Raw genomic sequence first — 20,289 nt, 5'->3', positions numbered from 1 at the left:
GGGGTTAATATGGCTACTTTAGGTGAACGACTGAAAGCACTTCGAAAAGAAAGGCGTATGACACAGTCTGAGCTTGCGGAATTGTTACAGCAATCCCTGCGGGCATATCAGTATTATGAATCGGGGCACCATATCCCTGAGTTCCCTAGACTGTTGCTGCTTGCTGACTTTTATGATGTCAGCCTGGACTATATGGTAGGCCGCAGCGAGACCCGGGAGCGCCAGCCATGAAGCTCTGGCTTGAGACCTCCAACTTCCCCTGGAGCCCGGAGCGCTACCACTACACGGCGGAGCAAATGATGCTGACTCTTTTTCCGGGGGAGCGGCCCGAGTACCCGGAGGGGCCCCTGCCCAGGGACATGAGTGGTGAAACAAACGCGGTGATTTTCACGCTCCACCGGGGAAAAAAGCAGACCAACGTCAGCGCCCTGGTCTTTCAGCCCTGTGGCTATCACAACGGGGTCGTCCGTTTCCCCTCGGAACAGCTGGACGAGCCCCCGGAACAGGTCTACCACACCGTCCAGCACGCCCTGAAGCTGGCCTTCTACAAGGCGGGCACCGCGCTGCTGGGCGCCCAGCCTCCCTGGGGGGCGCTCACCGGGGTACGGCCTGTGAAGCTGCCGGCCCGGGCGCTCCTGGCGGGAAAGACCCCCAAGCAGGCCCAGAAGGAGCTGGAAAAGGAGTATTTCGTCACGCCCGCCCGGGCAAAGCTGGCGGTGGACTGCGCCCAGGCCAGCGTGGAGGCGCAGCGGTCCCTGAAACCGGGGCAGGTCTCCCTGTACATCGGCATCCCCTTCTGCCCAACCCGCTGCGCCTACTGCTCCTTCGTCTCCGCTGACGTGGGCCGGACGCTGAAGCTGGTGGAGCCCTATGTGGAGAGGCTGCTCCGGGAGGTGGAGGAGACGGGCCGGGTCCTGGAGGAGGCGGGGCTGTCCGTATACTCCTTCTACATGGGAGGTGGGACCCCCACGACCCTGAGCGCGGAGCAGCTGGACCGGCTGCTGTTCCAATGTGAGGACTGTCTCCCCCTGGCGGGCTGCGTCGAGTTCACCGTGGAGGCGGGGCGGCCCGACACCATAACCCGGGAGAAGCTGGAGGTTCTGGCCCGGCACGGCATCGGCCGCATCTCCATCAACCCCCAGACCCTGGAGGACCAGGTGCTGGAGGCCATCGGGCGGAAGCACTCCGCCGGCGACATTGGGGCGGCCTATGAGCTGGCCCGGGCGGTGGGCTTCAACTGTATCAACATGGACCTGATTGCCGGCCTGCCCCGGGACACCGTGGACGGCTTCCGGCGGTCGCTGGAGGGGGTCCTGGCCCTGGGACCGGAGAATATCACTGTCCACACCCTGGCACTGAAAAAGGGTTCCCGCCTGATGGAAGAGGGCGGTCGCATCCCCAGCGGGGACGAGGTGGCCATTATGCTGGATTTCTCCCGGGAACTGCTCATAACCCAGGGTTATATTCCGTATTATTTATACCGGCAAAAGTATATGTCCGGCTCCCTGGAGAATGTGGGCTGGGCCAAACCGGGGACGGAGAGCCTGTACAATATCGTGATGATGGAGGAGCTGCACACTGTGGTCTCCCTGGGGGCGGGGGGCGTCACCAAGCTCATCGCCCCGGGAAACATCCTCCGGCTCACCAATCCCAAGTTCCCCCAGGAGTACCTGTCCGGCTTTGACAAGGTGCTGGGCCAAAAGGCGCAGATCAAAACCTTTTACGCCGCTTCCACGCAATAGCGGCCTCCATTTGCAGCAAGGGTGTGATAACAATGGCTTATCAATTACAGGAGATCAACCGGCGTATTCAGAAGGACGTGACGGAATTTCTGGCCGAGTGCGATGACAACTACGCCCAGCGGGTTTCGCTGGCGGCGGATAAGATTTTGTCCAATCTGGAGCGCAGCCCCATTGTGCTCCTGTCCGGCCCCTCCGGCTCGGGCAAGACTACCACGGCCATGAAAATTGCCGAGGAGCTGCGCCGCCGGGGGGTCAACTCCCACGCGGTGGCTATGGACAACTACTTTGTGACCCTGGATCCCAAAACCGCCCCCCGGACCCCGGAGGGAACGGTGGACTATGAGTCCCCCCTGTTCCTGGACATGGAACTGCTGGACCAGCACTTTACCGCCCTGTCCCAGGGGGAGGAGATCCTCATCCCCAAGTATGAGTTCGCCCGCCAGATGCGCAACGACAGCCTGGGAACCCCCCTGAAGCTGGAAAAAAACGAGATTGCCATCTTTGAGGGGATTCACGCCCTGAACGACGATATGGCGGGCCGCCACCCGGAGGCCACCAAGCTGTACATCTCCGCCCGGTCCAACATCAACGAGGGGGCCGTCCTCCGCTTTAAGGGCACCTGGATGCGGCTGACCCGCCGGGCCGTCCGGGACTACAGCTTCCGGGGCACCGATGTGGCCCGTACCCTGGATATGTGGGCCAACGTGCGGCGGGGGGAAAAGCTGTACATATCCCCCTTCAAGGGCAAGGCGGACATCGTCTTTGACTCCTCCCTGCCCTATGAGGTGTCCGTCATGCGCAGCTACGCCCTCCCCATCCTCCAGAGCGTCCCCGAGGACAACGAGCGCCGGGGTGAGCTGCTGGAGCTGGTAGCCGCCTTTGACCACTTTGCCCCCATCGACCCCGCCCTGGTGGCGAAAAATTCCCTCCTCCGGGAGTTCATCGGGGGCGGAAGCTACAAGTACCACTAAAATTCCAGATGCAGACTCGGAGTGATACCAATGCCATATTTACCCACCTACGATTCCCGGGACAGCCGCTATAAAACCCCGTACGGCGCGGTGGCCTCGGGGACGCAGGTACAGTTCACCCTGCGCCCGCCCCGGACGGAGTGCTTCTCCTGTGCCAGCCTTACCGCGCGGTTTGAGAGCTGGAACGACCAGATCGTGGTGATGAAAATGTCCTGGCTGGGCCACGAGGAGGGGCAGGACATCTTCTCTGCGGAGCTGGATACCACCGGCTACGTGGGGTTGGTGTGGTACTCCTTCCAGCTGAAGCAGTTTAAGGGGCTGAAGCAGGACCTGGGGCCCTACCAGCTCACCGTGTACGACGGGGAGGAGACAGTCCCCGGCTGGTTTGGCGAGGGGGTCACCTATCAGATCTTCCCCGACCGCTTTGCCCGCAGCCGCGTCCCCGACCCGGAGGGCCTGGTGGGAGGGCGCACCGTCCATCAGAGCTGGGAGGAGTTCCCCGAGTACCACCCCGACGACAAGGGAGAGGTCCGCAACCGGGACTTTTTTGGCGGCGACTTCCAGGGGGTCATTGACAAGCTGGGCTACCTGAAGAGCCTGGGGGTGGAGACCCTCTACTTCAACCCCATCTTTGAGGCGGCGGAGAACCATCGCTACGGCACCGCCGACTACAGCCGGACCGACCCCATGCTGGGGACCAACGAGGACTTTTCCCGCCTGTGCGCCGAGGCCCACAAGCACGGGATGCGGGTGATTCTGGACGGGGTCTTTAACCACACCGGCTTCGTCAGCCGCTACTTCAATGGCGACGGCTTTTACCCCGAGCCCGGGGCCAGCCAGAGCGAGGACTCCCCCTACCGCTCCTGGTTCCACTTCTCCCACTGGCCCAACAAGTACGACAGCTGGTGGGGGATCTACTCCCTGCCCGCCGTCAACGAGAACGACCCTGGCTATCAGGACTTTATCTTCGGCGGCCCGGACAGCGTGGTCCGGCGCTGGCTGCGGGCCGGGGCGGACGGCTGGCGGCTGGATGTGGCCGATGAGCTCCCCGACAGCTTTGTGGCGGGTATCCACCAGGCCGCCCGGGAGGAGAAGCCCGATGCGGTGGTCATCGGCGAGGTGTGGGAGGACGGCTCCACTAAAATCGCCTACGGGGTGCGGCGCAAGCACATCCTGGGCGGCCACTGCGACGGCTTGATGAACTATCCCCTGCGCTCCGCCATTCTCTCCTTTTTCCAGGGCGGGGGAGGGGAGAGCTTTGTCAAGGTGATGGAGACCATTCGGGAGAACTATCCCGCTTTCGCCTTCTACTCCGCCATGAACTCTCTGGATACCCACGATACCCCCCGCCTGCTGACCCTGCTGGGGGCGGGGAGCGAGTACCGGGACCAGTCCAAGGAGTGGCGGGCCCACTTCTCCCTCTCCCCAAAACAGCTGGCCCGGGGCCGGGAGCTGCTGAAGGCCGCCGCCCTGCTGCTGTTCTGCTTCCCCGGCTCCCCTACGGTGTACTACGGGGACGAGGTGGGGATGGAGGGCTTTGAGGACCCCTTTAACCGCCAGACCTATCCCTGGGGCTATGAGGACCAGGAGCTGCTGGACTGGTACCGCGCCCTGGGCCGCCTGCGCAAACGGCATCAGCCCCTGCGGCGGGGGAGTATCCGGTATGTCCTGGGCAAGGGACCCCTGTTGGCCTTCCTGCGGGAGACGGAGGAGGAACAGCTGCTGTGCGCCTTTAACGCCGGGGACGCAAGCCAGAGCTTCCCCTGTGACGAGGGTATTCCGCGGCTGGTCCTGGGCCAGGCGGAGCTGACGCTGGAGGAGGGCGCTTACACCATCACCCTGCCCCCCAGGTCAGGGGCGGTGTTCGCTCTAAAATAAAAGAAAGCACGGGGACCTGCGTCCTCGTGCTGTTTTTTAACTGTTTTGTTAGGAGCTCTGCCGCGCCTGAAGCTGCTTCACTTCCTCCAAGGAGAGCCCCGAAAGCTGAGCGATCTCCTCCAGAGCACAGCTTCCCCGCTCCAGCATCCGGAGCACCATGGTCTGAATGCCCTCCTTGATACCCACCTCAATACCTTCTTTGATACCTTCTTCTCGCTCTGCTCTTCGCATATCCTCCATTACCTTGCACATGATCGCAGCACCCTCCTTGCGGTGAACTGGACCCTGCCCAATTCCTGCACCATATTTCTACAGACTCTGCTGAAGCTGCTTCACTTCCTCCAGGGAGAGTCCCGAAAGCTGAGCTATCTCCTCCAAAGCACAGCTTCCCCGCTCCAGCATCCGGAGCACCATGGTCTGAATGCCCTCCTTGACGCCCTCCTTGATGCCTTCCTTGATACCTTCCTTGATGCCTTCCTTGATACCCACCTCAATACCTTCTCTGATACCTTCTTCTCGCTCTGTTCTTCTCATATCCTCCATTACCTTGCACATAATCGCAGCACCCTCCTTGCTTTCCTTAAAAAATCTCACTCGCTCCGCCAGGGTATCATAGTACATATCCGCCGGGTCGGTACAGGCAAAGTCGTGCATCAGCCTCCCGATGGGGCTGTCGTCTCGATAGGCTCCGTTGACATACAGGATATGAGAACCGTCCTCAAAGGGCTCGCCTGTGTCGAAAATATATCTGCCAATACGATACAGCGGCTTGCCCTTACCCAGTACATCGCGCTCTGTGATGAACACCACATAGGTCTCAGGCAGGGTGTTGAACTCCTCCCCCTTCTCCAGAAGGTTGGCGTCCATCATACTGCTGTTATATCTTGCCCGCTTTCGTCCAGCGCCCTTGTCGGAGCGCTGAATTTCCACATTGATTTTCCGTCCAACGCTGTCGGTGGCCAGAACGTCCAGCCGCACGGAGCGGTTAAGCAGATTTTCCACAAACACCTGGGTGTGTGCGCTGACCACCTCCAGGTCCGGCATCTCCAGGACGATCCTGAGTACCAGTTGGATACACTGCGTCCCCTCTTCAAAGCATTTGGTCAGAAAATCATCGTCCAGCAGACGGAATCCTCTCAGCCGCTGTAGATCCTCCTGATGCTTGCGTTCGATCTGTTCCTGGACTGTCACACGCGCCACTCGCTTTCCCCTTCAGCTTACTATCAATAGTACCACAGACCGCCTTGAAATGCAATATGCTGCCCAAGCAGGCGATTCAATGAAAAACAGACCAAATTTGCGGGGCAGACCCCACACCGGGGCGGAGGATCACAGGCAGACACTCCGGACCTCCAAAAACAACAGCCCCACCAGGCGTCTGCCGGCGGGGCTGTGCTCTTTGCTATTTAACGGTCGCATTCTCGGGGAGCTGTGCGGCACGACTCCGGCCCGCGGCCTTGGCCCACTCACAGATGGGGATGGGGGCGGCGGCCAGAGCCAGCACGGCCAGCCACTGGGGCGGATTCATAGGGACCACCGAGAACACCCCCTGGAGGGGCGGGATGAGCAGCACAGACAGCTGCATCACCAATCCCGCCAGAAAGGCCCGGTTCATGGCGGGGTTGGACAAAACCCCCTGCTCAAAGAGGGAGCGGTCCTCCCCCCGCACGTTGAAGGCGTGAAACAGCTGGCACAGGGTCAGGGTTGCGAAGGCCATGGTGTTGGCCGTTCCGCCCTCCGTCCCCAGGACGAACAGGCCCAGAAAGTAGGCCGCCAGGGTGAGTCCCCCCACCATCAGCCCCTGCCAGGCCAGACGCAGGGAGAAGGCCCGGTCAAAGAGGCCGGCGCTGGCGTCCCGGGGGGGCTCCTCCATGATCCCCTCCTCCACCGGCTCCATCCCCAGGGCCAGGGCGGGCAGGGAGTCGGTAACCAGGTTGAGCCACAGCAGCTGCACCGGTTCCAGGGGCATGGCGCCCAGCCCCAGGAGGGTTGCGATGAAGATGGTAAAAATTTCGCCGATGTTGCAGGAGAGGAGGTAGTGGATCGCCTTGCGGATATTGGCGTAGATGCCCCGGCCCTCCTCAATGGCGGAGACAATGGTGGAGAAGTTGTCGTCGGTGAGGATCATGTCCGCCGCCCCCTTGGCCACATCGGTGCCCGTTCTGCCCATGGCGCAGCCGATGTCGGCGGTCTTCAGGGCGGGGGCGTCGTTGACCCCGTCCCCTGTCATAGCCACCACCTTGCCCCGCTTCTGCCAGGCCTGGACAATGCGCATCTTGTGCTCCGGCGACACCCGGGCGAAGACGGCAAATTTTTCAATGTCCGCCTCCAGCACCTCCTGGGGCATAAAGTCCAGCTCCGCCCCTGTGGCAGTCCAGTCCCCGGGGCGGGCAATGTCCAGCTCCTTGGCGATGGCCAGAGCGGTGGCGCGGTGGTCGCCGGTGATCATAACAGGCCGGACCCCCGCCAGGTGACACTTGGCCACCGCCTCCTTCACCTCGGGCCGGGGTGGGTCCATCAGGCCGAAGAGGCCCAAAAAGGTGAGATTTCGCTCCACATTTCCCGAATCCAGCCGTCTGGGCAGGCTGTCCAGCTCCTTTCGGGCCACCGCAATGACCCGCAGTGCCCGGCCCGCCAGCTCCTCGTTGGCGGCCAAGATCCGGGCCCGGTCCCCCTGAGTCATGGGCCCTCTGGGGGTATCGGTACACCGCTCCAGCAGCATATCGGGGGCGCCCTTCACGTAGACGGTCCAGCCCCCCTCCTCCCGGGTATGTATGGTGGACATAAGCTTGCGATTGGAGTCGAAGGGGATGTCCGCCGTTCGGGGGAGATGTTCCAGCTCACGATTCTGGTCTACCCCGTCCTGGGCGGCGGCCACCACCAGAGCTCCCTCGGTGGGGTCGCCGGAGGCGGTGGGGGCCCCGGCCTTCCAGGTGAGCCTGGCGTCGGAGCACAGACAGCCCGCCACCATGGCGTCCCGCCGTCGGGCATCGGGGGTGAGCCACACCTGCTGCACCGTCATCCGGTTTTGGGTGAGGGTGCCCGTCTTGTCGGAGCAGATCACCCCGGCGCAGCCCAGGGTCTCCACCGCGGGGAGCTTTTTCACAATGGCGTGGCCGTCAGCCAGCCGCTGGACCCCCAGCGCCAGCACAATGGTGACGATGGCGGGCAGGCCCTCGGGGATGGCAGCCACCGCCAGCGAGACGGCGGTGAGGAACATGTCCAGAATTTCCTTCCCCTGAAACAGCCCGACCCCGAACATCACCGCGCACACCGCCAGACACAGGAAGGACAGGGACTTGGAGATCTCCCCCATCCGCTTTTGGAGGGGGGTCTCTCCGGCGCCGCTCTCCAGCAGCATTCCGGCAATCTGGCCCATCTGGGTCTCCATGCCAGTGGCCGTCACCAGGGCGGTCCCCCGTCCGGCGGTAATCAGGGTCCCGGACAGGAGCATATTGATTCGGTCCCCCAGGGGGGTGTCGGGGGGCAGGGTGTCCGCCGCCTGCTTCTCCACCGGAGCCGACTCCCCCGTCATGGCCGACTCGTCCGCCTGGAGGCGGCTGCACTCCATAATTCTGGCGTCGGCGGGGACCTGGTCACCGGCCTCCAGCAGAATGACGTCCCCGGGGACCAGGGCGGCGGCGGCGACCCGGCGGCGGACCCCCTCCCGCACCACGTTGGCCTGAGGGGAGGACATACGCCGCAGCTCCTCCAGGGCTTGCTGGGCGTGGTCCTCCTGGGTTATGGAGAGGATGCTGTTGACCACCACAATTACCAGAATGATGACCCCGTCCAGCCAGTCCTCCCCCCTGCTGACCAGCAGCGACAGACCCGCCGCCGCCAGCAGCACCAGGATCATGGGGTCCTTCAGCTGCCCCAGAATGCGCAGCAGCAGGCCGGGGGGCTGGGGCTGCGCCAGCTGATTGGGGCCGTGCGCCTCCAGCCGCCGGGCCGCCTCCCGCTCGGTCAGTCCCTGGGGCCGGCTGTCCAGCTCCTCCATTGCCTGAGCCAGCCGCCGGCTATGCCAGTCGCCCATATCACCACTCCCTTTCCAGTTTATTCCAGTCTAGCAGAGGCTCGTCCACTTTTCCGTCGAAATTGGGCGAGAAAAAAATATCTTATCCCGCCGCCGGACGGCTTGTGTTTTTCTGACCCTTATGGTAGGATTAGCGCGAAACCCCGTGAAGATCAAGGAATGGATTCAAAGCCCTGAGGTGCGCGGGGACCTTTGACGAGAAAGGGAGCGTTCTGTATGCAGGCTGACCTCAACTGGCTCACCGACCCCACCGTATTTCAGGTAAACCGCCTGGAGGCCCACTCAGACCATGTGTGTTACGCCTCGGAGGAGGAGCTGGCCCGGGGGGAGAGCTCCCTGCGCCAGTCCCTGGACGGGGTGTGGCGCTTTGCCTGGAGCAAACGCCCGGCAAGCCGCCCTGCGGATTTCTGGCGGGCGGATTTTGACGGCTCCGGCTTCGGGACCATCCAGGTGCCGGGCCACATGGAGCTCCAGGGCTTCGGGCAGATCCAGTATATCAACACTCTCTATCCCTGGGACGGCCACAGGGCGCTGCGCCCCCCGGAGATCGACTGGGAGGACTGTCCGGTGGGCAGCTACGTGCGGGAGTTTGACCTGGACCCCGGCCTGTGGGGGAAGCGGGTCTGCGTCAGCTTCCAGGGTGTGGAACAGGCCTGCTATGTCTGGCTCAACGGCCAGTTTGTGGGCTACGCCGAGGACAGCTTCACCCCCTCCGACTTCGATTTGACCCCCTGGATTCGGGAAAAAGGCAACCGGCTGTGCGTGGAGGTCTACAAGCGCTCCAGCGCCGCCTGGATCGAGGACCAGGACTTTTTCCGGTTCAGCGGCATTTTCCGCTCTGTCTTCCTGTACGCCAAGCCCAAACTCCACCTGGCCGACCTGTGGCTCCAGGCGGGGCTGGAGGAGGACAACACCACCGGGACCCTGTCCGTCCGCCTGCTGCTGGAGGGGGAGACGGCGGGGGCGGCGGTCCATATGCGGCTCACCGGCCCCAACCGGGGGACCCTCTTTGACGGCGGGCTGGAGCTGAACCCAGAGGGGAGATACCTGCGCAGCCAGCCCTTCCGGTTTGGACACATCCGCCCCTGGGACCACGACGACCCGGCGCTGTACCACGTCGCCCTCACGCTCACTACCCCGGACAGCACAGTGGCGGAGGCGGTCCCCTATGACATCGGCTTCCGCCGGTTCGAGCTGAAAGACGGCATCATGCTGCTCAACGGAGGGCGGCTGGTCCTCAACGGGGTCAACCGACACGAGTGGAACCCGGAGACGGGCCGCGCCATTGGACCGGCGGCCATGGAAGCGGCCATGGAGACCTTCAAACGGAACCATATCAACGCCGTACGCACCTGCCACTACCCCAACCAGACCCTCTGGTACCACCTGTGCGACGGTCACGGCATCTACATGATGGACGAGGCCAATCTGGAGAGCCACGGCTCCTGGCAGAAGCTGGGGCGGGTGGAGCCGAGCTGGAACGTGCCGGGCAGCCTCCCTGAGTGGCGGGACTGTGTGGTGGACCGGGCCAAATCCATGTTCGAGCGGGACAAGAACCACGTGTCCATTCTCTTCTGGTCCTGCGGCAACGAGTCCTACGCCGGGGAGGACATTCTGGCGATGGCGGAGTTTTTCCGGCAACACGACCCCAGCCGCCTGGTCCACTACGAGGGGGTGTTCCACTGCCGGGAATTTGAGGCCATTTCCGACGTGGAGAGCCGGATGTACGCCCCGCCCTGGGAGGTCCGGGCCTATCTGGAGAGTGGGCCGAAGAAGCCCTTTCTCCTGTGCGAGTACATGCACGACATGGGCAACTCCCTGGGGGGCATGGAGCACTACATCCGCCTGGGGGAGGAGTTCCCCCAGTACCAGGGGGGCTTTATTTGGGACTACATGGACCAGGCCCTGTGGCGCACCGATGTGAATGGCCGCCGGGTCCTGGGCTACGGCGGGGACTTCGGCGAGCGGCAGACCGACTACGCCTTCAGCGGCAACGGCATTGTCTTTGCCGACGGCAGGGAGAAGCCCGCTATGCAGGAGGTGCGGTACTGGTATTCCTCCCCCCAGGAGCGGGCGCGGCAGGACGAGGCCAACCGCCGGGCGGAGCAGGTCCTGGCCCTCCCCGCCGCCGGAGGAAACAAAATCCCCCTGCGCATAGCCCACGGGGACGGGGCCCTGGGGGTCCGGGGGGAGGATTTTGAGATTTTGTTCTCCTATCCGGAGGGCGGGCCGGTGTCCCTGGTCAGCGGAGGAAGGGAGTGGCTGTGGCGCGCCCCCCGCCCCGCCTACTGGCGCGCCCCCACCGAGAACGACCTGGGCAGCGGCTTTGCCGCCAGCAGCTCCATCTGGGCGGCGGTGGACGGCTGGCAGACCTGTGAGGATATTCAGGTGCTGGAGGAGAGCGGGGAGCGGGTCTCCATCCGCTTTGCCTACACTGCCCCCGCCCTGCCCGGCCTGCGCACCGAAGTGACCTACACGGTGGAACGGACAGGTACGATCACTGCTGCTGTCCACTACGATGGCGGCCCGGACCGGCCCGGCTTGCCCCTGTTTGGGCTGCGCTTCTCCACGCCGGAGCCGGTGGAGGAGACGGTGTGGCTGGGGCTGTCCGGCGAGACCTACCCCGACCGGAACAAGGGGGGCGTCTTCGGCTGGCACCGGGAGCGGCCCCACATCCCCCCCTATCTGCTCCCCCAGGAGTGCGGGTGCCACACGGGTACCCGGGCGGTGCTCCTGCGCGCCCCCGGGGGGAGGACGCTGACCCTGGAGCTGGTGGACCGGCCCTTTGCCTTCTCCGCCCTCCCCTACAGCCCCCAGCAGCTGGAGCAGGCCGCCCATATGGAGGAGCTGCCCGACCCGGTGCGCACGGTGGTGACCGTCTGCGGAGCGATGCGGGGCGTGGGGGGCATTGACAGCTGGGGCTCGGACGTGGAGGAGCCCTGGCGGGTCAGCGGAACGGAGGAGCGGGAATTTTCGGTGGGGTTCAGATTTCTTTGAGCACATCCCAGCAGCCCGGAATAGCTTCTGGAACATGAGGGTGGAGCGTTCATCTCGTTCCACCCAAGCCCTCCCAAACGCCGTGATATCCTCAGCCCGCCTTTGAACTGCCGAACCGTCTCCATGGGGTCTGCCCGGGGGACGGTTTTGCCCTGTGCAGGGATTGTGCATTCTGACAAAAAAATCCCCTTGGGGTGCGCCGCTGTGCGCGAGTTAGTAAATTCTAACTGCGTGGACAAATTTTTTCAGTTCAGGGGCTTGACATTTTCGGTTAGTCATAGTAAACTAAATCCAATTTCGGGGTTAGAAATTACTAACCCCTGGCCGGGGAGGCGAAGAAATGATGCCGCTGACAATGGCAAAGTCGGGAGAGAGCGTGACCATTCGCAAAATTTCCGGTAAGGACGAGGTGCGCCAGCATCTGGCGGAGCTGGGCTTTGTGGTGGACAGCGATGTGACAGTGGTCAACGAAATTGGTGGAAACCTGATCGTGCAAGTGAAGAGCAGCCGGATCGCGCTGGACAAAACCCTGGCAAACCGCATTATGTTCTGACCAAACAACAAGGAGGAGAGCAATATGAGAACGCTGAAGGACGTGAAGGTGGGGGAGACGGTCACGGTGGTCAAGCTCCACGGAGAGGGCCCGGTGAAGCGCCGGATCATGGACATGGGCATCACCAAGGGCGTGGAAATTTTTGTGCGCAAAGTGGCCCCCCTGGGCGACCCCATGGAATTAAACGTTCGGGGCTATGAGCTGTCCGTCCGCAAGGGCGACGCGGAGATGATTGAAGTGCAGTAAATTCAGGCGGCGGAGGCCGCTGTCATTTGCGTCAAAAGTTAGCTGTGGCTAACATTCGAAAGGAGAGAATGAAATGGACCTGAAAATTGCCCTGGCGGGCAATCCCAACTGCGGCAAGACGACGTTGTTCAACGCCCTTACCGGCTCCAACCAGTATGTGGGCAACTGGCCCGGCGTCACGGTGGAGAAAAAAGAGGGCAGGCTGAAGGGCCACAAGGATGTGGTCATCCAGGACCTGCCCGGCATCTACTCCCTGTCCCCCTACACTCTGGAGGAGGTGGTGGCCCGCAGCTATCTGGTGAAGGAAAAGCCAGACGCCATCCTCAACATTGTGGACGGCACCAACATCGAGCGCAACCTGTACCTCACCACCCAGCTGATCGAGCTGGGCCTGCCTGTGGTGGTGGCGGTGAACATGATCGACCTGGTGCGGAAAAACGGCGACACCATCGACCTGAACAAGCTGGGGGCCGCCCTGGGCTGTCAGGTGGTGGAGATGAGCGCGCTGAAGGGCGAGGGGGGCATGGAAGCCGCCGAGCAAGCCATGGCCCAGGCCCAGAGGAAGCAGACCGGGGAGCTGCCCCACGTGTTCACCGGCAGTGTGGAGCACGCCATCGCCCACATCGAGGAGTCCATCCAGAACAAGGTGGAGGACAGCTATCTGCGCTGGTACGCCATCAAGATCTTTGAACGGGACCAGAAGGTGCTGGAGGAGCTGGACCTCTCCCCGGACCTGAAGGCCCACCTGGAGCAGCACATTGCCGACTGCGAGAAGGAGCTGGACGACGACGCGGAGTCCATCATCACCAACCAGCGGTACTCCTACATCAACTCCGTGGTGACCAAGGCGGTGAAAAAGAAGGCGGCGAAGGGCAGCCTGTCTGTCTCCGACAAAATCGACCAGATCGTCACCAACCGGATTCTGGCCCTGCCCATCTTTGCGGTTATCATGTTCTGCATCTATGCCATTGCCATGGGGACCTCCATTGCAGACGGCGGCGTGGGCGTGGGTACCTTTGGCACCGACTGGGCCAACGACGTGCTCTTCGGCGAGATCGTCCCCGACTTCTTCGACGGTATCCTCACCTCTCTGGGCGTCAGCGGCTGGCTCTACGGTCTGATCCAGGACGGCATGGTGGCCGGCGTGGGGGCGGTGCTGGGCTTTGTGCCCCAGATGCTGGTGCTCTTCCTGCTGCTGGCCATTCTGGAGGACGTGGGCTATATGGCCCGGGTCGCTTTCATTATGGACCGCATTTTCCGCCGCTTCGGCCTGTCCGGCAAAAGCTTTATCCCCATGCTGGTGGCTACCGGCTGCGGCGTACCCGGCATTATGGCCTCCCGCACCATTGAGCAGGACCGGGATCGGAAGATGACCATTATGACCACCGGCTTTATCCCCTGCGGCGCGAAAATGCCCATTATCGGCCTGTTTGCCGGCGCGGTGTTCGGCGGGTCCGCTCTGGTGGCCGTCTCCGCCTTCTTTATCGGCATTGCCGCCGTGGTCATCTCCGGCATTATGCTGAAAAAGTTCAGGGCCTTTGCCGGGGAGCCCGCCCCCTTCGTTATGGAGCTGCCCACCTATCACGCCCCCTCCGCCGGCAATGTGCTGCGGGCCACCTGGGAGCGGGGCTGGTCCTTCATCAAGCGGGCGGGGACCATCATCCTGCTCAGCTCCATTGTCCTCTGGTTCCTCCAGGGCTATGGCTCTGTGGACGGAGTCTTCCAGGCGGTGGAGGACAACAACGATTCTCTGCTGGCCTCCATCGGCAGCGCCGTGGCCTGGATTTTTGCCCCCATCGGCTGGGTTGGCGACATGGCCTGGAAGGCCACCGTGGCCACTGTCACCGGCCTGATTGCCAAGGAGGAGGTTGTCAACACCTTTGGCGTGCTGTACCAGTACGCCGGAGAGGCGGACCTGATGGACGACGCCAGCGGCATCTACGCCGCAGTGGGCGCGGACTTCGGGGCAATGGCGGCCTACAGCTTTATGATCTTCAATCTGCTGTGCGCCCCCTGCTTCGCCGCCATGGGCGCTATCAAGCGGGAGATGAACAACACCAAGTGGACCCTGGCCGCCATCGGCTATATGTGCGGCTTCGCCTATGTGGTATCCTTGATCGTCTTCCAGCTGGGCGGGCTGGTCACCGGCGAGGCGGTCTTCGGCATTGGCACCGCAGTGGCGGTGGTCCTGCTGGCCGGCATCCTCTACCTGCTGTTCCGCAAGGGATATCAGGGGGAGGAGCAGCACCGCCAGCTGACCTCCGTGGCCGCCGCCGCAAGGTAACCGGAATTCTCAAAGCCATCTATACACAGAGGAGGCATGAACAGCGGAAGCTGCTCATGCCTCCTCTTCGTTTGGGGAGGGCTGGATGGGGCGGCGGGTGAATCTGCCGGGAGGGGCTCAATTTTCACAGAGTCTGAGGCCCTTTAAGCCGCCGTCTTCCAGGGTCCGGTAGGTGTATACGATGACCGCCAGGCAGATCACAAAGGTCAGCAGATCGGAGACCGGTATGGAGTACAAAACTCCGTTCAAGCCGAACCGCAGGGGGAGCAGCAGGGCAAAGCCCACGCCGAACAGCACCTCACGCACCATGGAGATGGCAGTGGATGCGAAGGCCTTGCCCAGGGATTGCAGATAGATAAACGTGCCCTTGTTCACGGTGGCCAGCACCATCATGCAGAGGTAGACGCGGAAGCACTTGACCGCGTATTCCGTGTAGTACACGCTCTCGTTGGCCGCGCCGAAAATCCCGATGAGCTGCCGGGGGAACAGCTCCACGATCAGCAGCGCCGCCGCCCCCACAATGGTCTCCGCCGCCAGCAGACGGGTAAACAGGGACTTGGCCCGGTCCTTGCGCCCCGCGCCGATGTTGTAGCCCACCACCGGGATGCACCCCGCCGCCAGGCCCACAGAGATGGAAATAACGATTAGGAAGAACTTCATCACAATCCCCAGCACCGCCATGGGAATCTGGGTATACTGGGCCTGCCCGAAGATGGGGTCAAGGGCGCTGTATTTCAGTGTCATATTTTGAATGGCCGCCATCGCCAGGACTAGGGAAATTTGGGACAGGAAGCTGCAAATGCCCAGAGGCAGGTATTTCTTTGCCAGGGAGCAGTAGGGCCGGAAGCTGGCCTGTTCCAGCCGGACGGCCTTCATGTGGCACAGGTACCAGACGGACAGGGCGGCGGTGAGGATCTGCCCCAGTACGGTGGCCACAGCCGCCCCCATCATCCCCCAGCGGAACACGAAGATAAAGATTGGGTCCAGGACGATATTGACAGCCGCCCCCGCCAGGGTGGAGGCCATTGCAAATTTCGGGCTGCCGTTGGAGCGGATGATGGGATTCATCGCCTGGCCGAACATATAGAAGGGGACCCCCAGGGTGATCCAAAAGAAGTATTCCCTGGCGTGGCGAAGGGTCTCCTCGTTGACCTGTCCGCCGAACAGGGTCAGGATGGGAGCCTGAAAGGCCAGATAGAGGGCGGTGAGGGCCAGACCGGAGGCGGCGCACAGCAGAACCGCGCTGCCGATGCTCTTGTGAGCGGCGTCCCGGTTTCCGGCTCCCAGGCTGATACTGACAAAGGCGCAGCAGCCGTCGCCAATCATCACCGCAATGGACAGCGCCACCACCGTCAGCGGGAAGACCACCGTGTTGGCGGCGTTGCCATAGAAGCCCAGATAGTCCGCGTTGGCGATGAAAATCTGGTCCACAATGTTGTAGAGGGCGGCCACCAGCAGAGAGATGACGCAGGGCACGGCATACTTCATCATCAGCTTGCCCACCCGCTCGGTTTCCAGAAAGGTATTCGCTTTTTGTTCCATGGGTGGGTTCCTCCTTTTACACATGAGAAAGCGCACGGCGAGAAGAGCTGGACTTATGCCTTCTGGCCGCGCGCTTTCTGATTTTGATTTTTGGGACAAAGAAAAACAACGTGCAGCGTTCAACCGGATTTATGCGGTGACGCTACACGTTGCACTGTCAATATAGCACTATGGGGGCCCAAAAGTCAAGATAAATTTCCTGGGAAATTTTGGCGGCGGAGCGGGGCGCTTGGGCTGGCAGGGGCTAAAAGGGCGGGAATATGCGCTGCCACTCCTCCAGGGTGTCCTTTGCCGGTACTCCAATGAGAAACATTTCCCCCTTTGCGGCAATGATTTCAATCTCCCGCTTCTTTTGCTGATAGAGCGCCTGGAAGGGAAGGTACCGGTCTGTGATAAAATTCACGCCCTGATTCCCGGAGCCCTTCAGCGCGGTCCCATCGTTCAGCTGGTCCAGGTAGGGCCCGTCAATGATGAGATCGGCCAGACCGGTGATAATGTCCGCTACCTGGGGCTGGTCCATACTGCGCAGCTCCTCCATGGTGTAGCCGGTGTAGAGGATGATCCCCAGCTTTGTCTCCCGCCGCAGCGCACACAGCAGCGAGTGCAGCGGTCTGATTTGCAGAAAGGGCTCCCCTCCGCTGATGGTGACCCCTTCCAGATCCCCAAGGCCCGACAGCTCCTTCATGATCAGGTCCACATCGACCCAATAGCCCCCGTCCAGCGGTCTGGAGGAGGGGGACATGCAGCCGGGACAGCGGCGCTCACAGCCCTGGGTCCAGATGGCAGCCCGGGTCCCTGGGCCCAGGACCCTTGTGTGCAGCACCATGTTGTGCAGGCGGATTCGTTCTCCCATAGCTCCTCCCCCTATGACTCCAGATGGTCCAGAGCCTCCTGCGCCTTGGGGTGGCCCTGCTCTGCGGCCAGACGGTACCACTTCACCGCCTCTTTTGCGCTCTTCCGGACGCCGGCCCCGCGCTCATACATGCGGCCAAGATAGTACTGACCGTTGATGTCGCCCTGTTCCGCCGCCAGACGGTACCACTTCACCGCTGATTTATCGTTCTGCTCCACACCCTGACCCTGCTCATACATGGTACCCAAAAGACCCTGAGCCTGGGCGTTCTCCTGCTCCGCCGCCAGGCGGTACCATTTCACTGCCTCTGCATAATTTTGTTCTGCGCCCCAGCCAGTATGATACAGCCACCCCAGATTGAACTGGGCGTTAGAGTCGCCCTGTTCTGCGGCCAGGCGGTACCATTTCACTGCCTCCTCATAGTCCTGCTCTATCGCCTGGCCATCTGCGTACATCCGCCCTAAGGTGCGCTGAGCCCGTATATTTCCCTGCTCTGCGGCCAGGCAGTACCACTTCACCGCCTCCTCATAGCTCTGTTCCACGCCCCGGCCATTCCCATACATCCAGCCCAGGTTGCACTGGGCGTCAGAATAGCTCTGGTCTGCGGCCAAACGATACCACTGGATTGCTTCCTCGTCATTTTGCGTTACACCCCGGCCATTTGCGTACATCACACCAAGGCTGCATTGGGCGGCAGAGTCGCCCTGTTCTGCGGCCAGGCGGTACCACTTCACCGCTTCCTCATCATTTTGCTCCACGCCCCGGCCATTTTCATACATCCAGCCCAAACTGCGCTGACCTCGGGCATTTTCCTGCTCGGCGGCCAGGCGGTACCACTTCACCGCTTCCTCATCATCTTGCTCCACGCCCCGGCCATTTGCGTACATCCATCCCAGGTTGCATTGGGCGGCAGAATCACCCTGCTCCGCAGCCAGACGGTACCACTTGACTGCCTCCTCATAACTCTGCTCCACACCCCGGCCATTCTCGTACATCATGCCAAGGTTGTATTGAGCCCGGGCATTTTCCTGCTCGGCGGCCAGGCGGTACCACTTCACCGCCTCCTCGTCACTTTGTGCTACGCCCCGGCCATTCTCGTACATCTGTCCCAGGCTGCGCTGGGCGGCAGAATCACCCTGCTCCGCAGCCAGATGGTACCACTTGACTGCCTCCTCATAGCTCTGCTCCACGCCCCGGCCATTCTCGTACATCACGCCAAGGTTGTATTGAGCACTGGCGTGTTCCTGTTCGGCGGCTAGGAGAAACCACGCTTCGGCCTGTTTGAGGTCTTGCTCCACACCCCAGCCATTACAATACATAACACCGAGACTGCACTGTCCATAGGCGTCGCCCTGCCCGGCGGCCAGCCGGTACCACTCGACCGCCTCCGGGTTATCCTGTACCACGCCTCTGCCGTTGTGGTACATAGTCCCCAGTGCGCCCTGGGCCTGGACGTTGCCCTGCGCGGCCGACAGGCGGTACCAGTTCAGCGCCTCCTCAAAATTCTGCTCAAGCCCCCGGCTGTTTTCATACGCCCAGCCCAGGATATACTGGGCCTGAGCATCGCCCTGCTCTGCGGCCAGCCGGTACCACTGTACAGCGTCCTCATCGCTCTGCGTGACACCCTGCCCGTTCCAGTACAGCGCACCAAGGCGGTTCTGCGCAAAGGCGTTGCCCTGCTCTGCGGCCAGCCGGTACCATTTTGCCGCCTGGGCGTAGTCCTGTTCGATTCCCCGGCCATTTTCATACATCCAGGCCAGGTTGCGTTGCCCCAGCTCATACCCCTGCTTTGCGGCCAGACGGTACCACTTGACGGCGATCTCATCATTCTGCTCGACCCCGAGGCCCCGCTGGTACATGACGCCCAGGCTATTCTGCCCCTTGGAGTACTCCTGGTCTGCGGACAGCTGGAACCACTTCAGGGCCTCCTGGTAATCCTGCTCCAATCCATAGCCGTTCTGGTACATGATGCCAAGCCAGCTCTGTCCCGCCGGGTTCTCCTGCTCCGCAGACAGGCGGAACCACTTGAGGGCCTCCTCATAGCTCTGCTGAGTCCCCCGGCCCCGGTAGTACATCGCCCCCAAATTGCTCTGGCCCCAGCCGTTCCCCTGTTCCGCAGACAGCCGGTACCACTTCAGGGCGTCCTGGTGGTCCTGCTCCAGGCCATACCCGTTTTCGTACATCTCGCCCAGCTTGTTCTGTCCGTCCCCGTCCTCCTGAACGGCGGCCATGCGGTACCACTCCACCGCCTGCTGGTAGTCGCCCCTGGCGCGGCAGCGGTCCCCCAGCCGGACTTGTGCGCCCGGGGACCCTGTTCGGGCCATGATTTGGGTGAAGGCTCCGCCCCATATCAGCAGCGCCCCAGTGAGGACCACAGCCAGGGCGGCCAGGACAAGGGCCCTGGTGCTGAGCCGGGGGGCCTTTTTGGCGTCCTGCCGCCGAGGGGCGCTGTCCTCATTGCGGGGAGGCGCGGGGGGCGGAGCGGGATTTGGCGCCGGAGGCTGAAGCATCCGGTTTGCCTGAGCCAGCTGTTCCGCCGTCAGGGGAGCGAGAAACCAGGTCCGCTCCTTTTTCAGCTGATAACCGCAGGAGCACTTGCCGTCAGCGGGCAGCACGCCGCCGCATTTTGCGCAGTTCAATCGGCTTCCCCCCCCTTCTGAATAAACGGTATGGGCTGGCTTTTGGAGGAGGACTGTTTGTCCCCCAGGTGAACCACCAGCTCCAGGTGGGAGTTGATCTCCAGCCCCAGGTCCCAATAGCCGGCGCAGGCCGGGGGCTGGAGGCTCCGCGTGACGCGCTGCCTGCTGCCGTCATAGGTGTAGCTGAGCTCCAGGGAAAAGGGCGAAGTTTGCCCGAAGCGCTGGCCGGTCCAGAAGACATCGCCGTCACAGGCGGGGCCGTCGGCCAGCGCCAGCTCCCGCTTGTCCAGGAGCTTGTAGCGCTGTTCTCCCTCGCTCCAGCCATACTGGTAGGCCAGTACCGAGATGCCGGTCAGCCTGGAGATTACCTCCGTCCGGTGCTCCTGGGCCAGGCGGTCATACCGGGTTGCGCTGCCCACCACGGCGACATGGACGTATCCGCAGTAGCCGCACATGGGCCAGCTCTCCCCGCTGACCGGATGCCCGCAGCAGGCACAGGGAATTTTTTCTTCCATGGTCTCTCTTCTCCTTCCACAAAACAGCCGTAT

General features: G+C 62.5%; 15 protein-coding genes. 8 read left to right on the top strand and 7 right to left on the bottom strand.

The genetic code is table 11. The annotated features are described in order from the left end of the window. The first annotated feature begins 9 nt into the window (after positions 1–9). The 4 genes from D1646_RS02390 to D1646_RS02375 are packed head-to-tail and all read left to right on the top strand — an operon-like array spanning position 10 to position 4,591. Complete coding sequence (locus D1646_RS02390) at positions 10–231, top strand: helix-turn-helix transcriptional regulator (protein ID WP_160634902.1); 222 nt, start codon at positions 10–12, stop codon at positions 229–231. Further along, a complete protein-coding gene (hemZ, locus tag D1646_RS02385) occupies positions 228–1,742 on the top strand; it encodes a coproporphyrinogen dehydrogenase HemZ (RefSeq protein WP_160634901.1) in 1,515 nt (504 codons plus the stop codon). The genes D1646_RS02390 and hemZ overlap by 4 nt, the downstream gene beginning before the upstream one ends. A 32-nt stretch (positions 1,743–1,774) precedes the next feature. Then, positions 1,775–2,713 (top strand): nucleoside kinase, encoded by a 939-nt coding sequence (locus D1646_RS02380; protein WP_160634900.1) that lies wholly within the window; start codon positions 1,775–1,777, stop codon positions 2,711–2,713. Positions 2,714–2,743: 30 nt separating this feature from the next. Further along, the gene (locus D1646_RS02375; protein WP_160634899.1) at positions 2,744–4,591 is read left to right on the top strand and encodes a glycoside hydrolase family 13 protein; all 1,848 of its coding nucleotides are present in this window, start codon (positions 2,744–2,746) and stop codon (positions 4,589–4,591) included. Between the two features lie 48 nt (positions 4,592–4,639). Here D1646_RS02375 and D1646_RS02370 read toward each other — a convergent pair whose 3' ends face one another. The 3 genes from D1646_RS02370 to D1646_RS02360 all read right to left on the bottom strand — a co-directional run bounded on the left by D1646_RS02370 (position 4,640) and on the right by D1646_RS02360 (position 8,627). Continuing rightward, a complete protein-coding gene (locus D1646_RS02370; protein WP_160634898.1) occupies positions 4,640–4,843 on the bottom strand; it encodes a hypothetical protein in 204 nt (67 codons plus the stop codon). A gap of 57 nt (positions 4,844–4,900) precedes the next feature. Next, positions 4,901–5,782 carry an Rpn family recombination-promoting nuclease/putative transposase gene (locus D1646_RS02365; RefSeq protein WP_160634920.1) on the bottom strand — a complete coding sequence of 294 codons (882 nt, stop codon included), beginning with the start codon at positions 5,780–5,782 and terminating at the stop codon, positions 4,901–4,903. A gap of 211 nt (positions 5,783–5,993) precedes the next feature. Beyond that, positions 5,994–8,627 carry a calcium-translocating P-type ATPase, PMCA-type gene (locus tag D1646_RS02360; RefSeq protein ID WP_160634897.1) on the bottom strand — a complete coding sequence of 878 codons (2,634 nt, stop codon included), beginning with the start codon at positions 8,625–8,627 and terminating at the stop codon, positions 5,994–5,996. A gap of 216 nt (positions 8,628–8,843) precedes the next feature. Here D1646_RS02360 and D1646_RS02355 point away from each other — a divergent pair, with 216 nt between their 5' ends. From D1646_RS02355 to feoB, 4 genes are all read left to right on the top strand, one after another. Then, positions 8,844–11,624 (top strand): glycoside hydrolase family 2 TIM barrel-domain containing protein, encoded by a 2,781-nt coding sequence (locus D1646_RS02355; RefSeq protein WP_160634896.1) that lies wholly within the window; start codon positions 8,844–8,846, stop codon positions 11,622–11,624. A 340-nt stretch (positions 11,625–11,964) separates the two neighbouring features. Continuing rightward, a complete protein-coding gene (locus D1646_RS02350; protein ID WP_160634895.1) occupies positions 11,965–12,177 on the top strand; it encodes a FeoA family protein in 213 nt (70 codons plus the stop codon). A 24-nt stretch (positions 12,178–12,201) separates the two neighbouring features. Further along, positions 12,202–12,423, top strand: a complete 222-nt coding sequence (locus tag D1646_RS02345; RefSeq protein ID WP_160634894.1) for a ferrous iron transport protein A — start codon at positions 12,202–12,204, stop codon at positions 12,421–12,423. A gap of 73 nt (positions 12,424–12,496) precedes the next feature. Next, complete coding sequence (feoB, locus tag D1646_RS02340) at positions 12,497–14,707, top strand: ferrous iron transport protein B (protein WP_160634893.1); 2,211 nt, start codon at positions 12,497–12,499, stop codon at positions 14,705–14,707. A 117-nt stretch (positions 14,708–14,824) separates the two neighbouring features. Here feoB and D1646_RS02335 read toward each other — a convergent pair whose 3' ends face one another. The 4 genes from D1646_RS02335 to D1646_RS02320 form a co-directional block, all read right to left on the bottom strand. Next, on the bottom strand, positions 14,825–16,249 hold the full coding sequence (locus tag D1646_RS02335; RefSeq protein WP_160634892.1) for an MATE family efflux transporter: 1,425 nt from the start codon (positions 16,247–16,249) through the stop codon (positions 14,825–14,827). Positions 16,250–16,493: 244 nt separating this feature from the next. Beyond that, positions 16,494–17,102 carry a 4Fe-4S single cluster domain-containing protein gene (locus D1646_RS02330; RefSeq protein ID WP_160634891.1) on the bottom strand — a complete coding sequence of 203 codons (609 nt, stop codon included), beginning with the start codon at positions 17,100–17,102 and terminating at the stop codon, positions 16,494–16,496. 11 nt (positions 17,103–17,113) lie between these two features. Then, positions 17,114–19,741, bottom strand: coding sequence for an SEL1-like repeat protein (locus D1646_RS02325; RefSeq protein ID WP_160634890.1), 2,628 nt, complete (start codon positions 19,739–19,741; stop codon positions 17,114–17,116). Beyond that, complete coding sequence (locus D1646_RS02320) at positions 19,738–20,256, bottom strand: hypothetical protein (RefSeq protein ID WP_160634889.1); 519 nt, start codon at positions 20,254–20,256, stop codon at positions 19,738–19,740. Before D1646_RS02320 ends, D1646_RS02325 begins: the two co-directional genes overlap by 4 nt. Between the last annotated feature and the right edge of the window lie 33 nt (positions 20,257–20,289).

It is taken from the genome of Pseudoflavonifractor sp. 60 (assembly GCF_009911645.1).
In the GTDB taxonomy this organism is placed as follows: Bacteria; Bacillota; Clostridia; order Oscillospirales; family Oscillospiraceae; genus Lawsonibacter.
The sequence above is the reverse complement of the archived record's forward strand: the minus strand, read 5'-3'. Positions and strand labels throughout refer to the sequence as shown.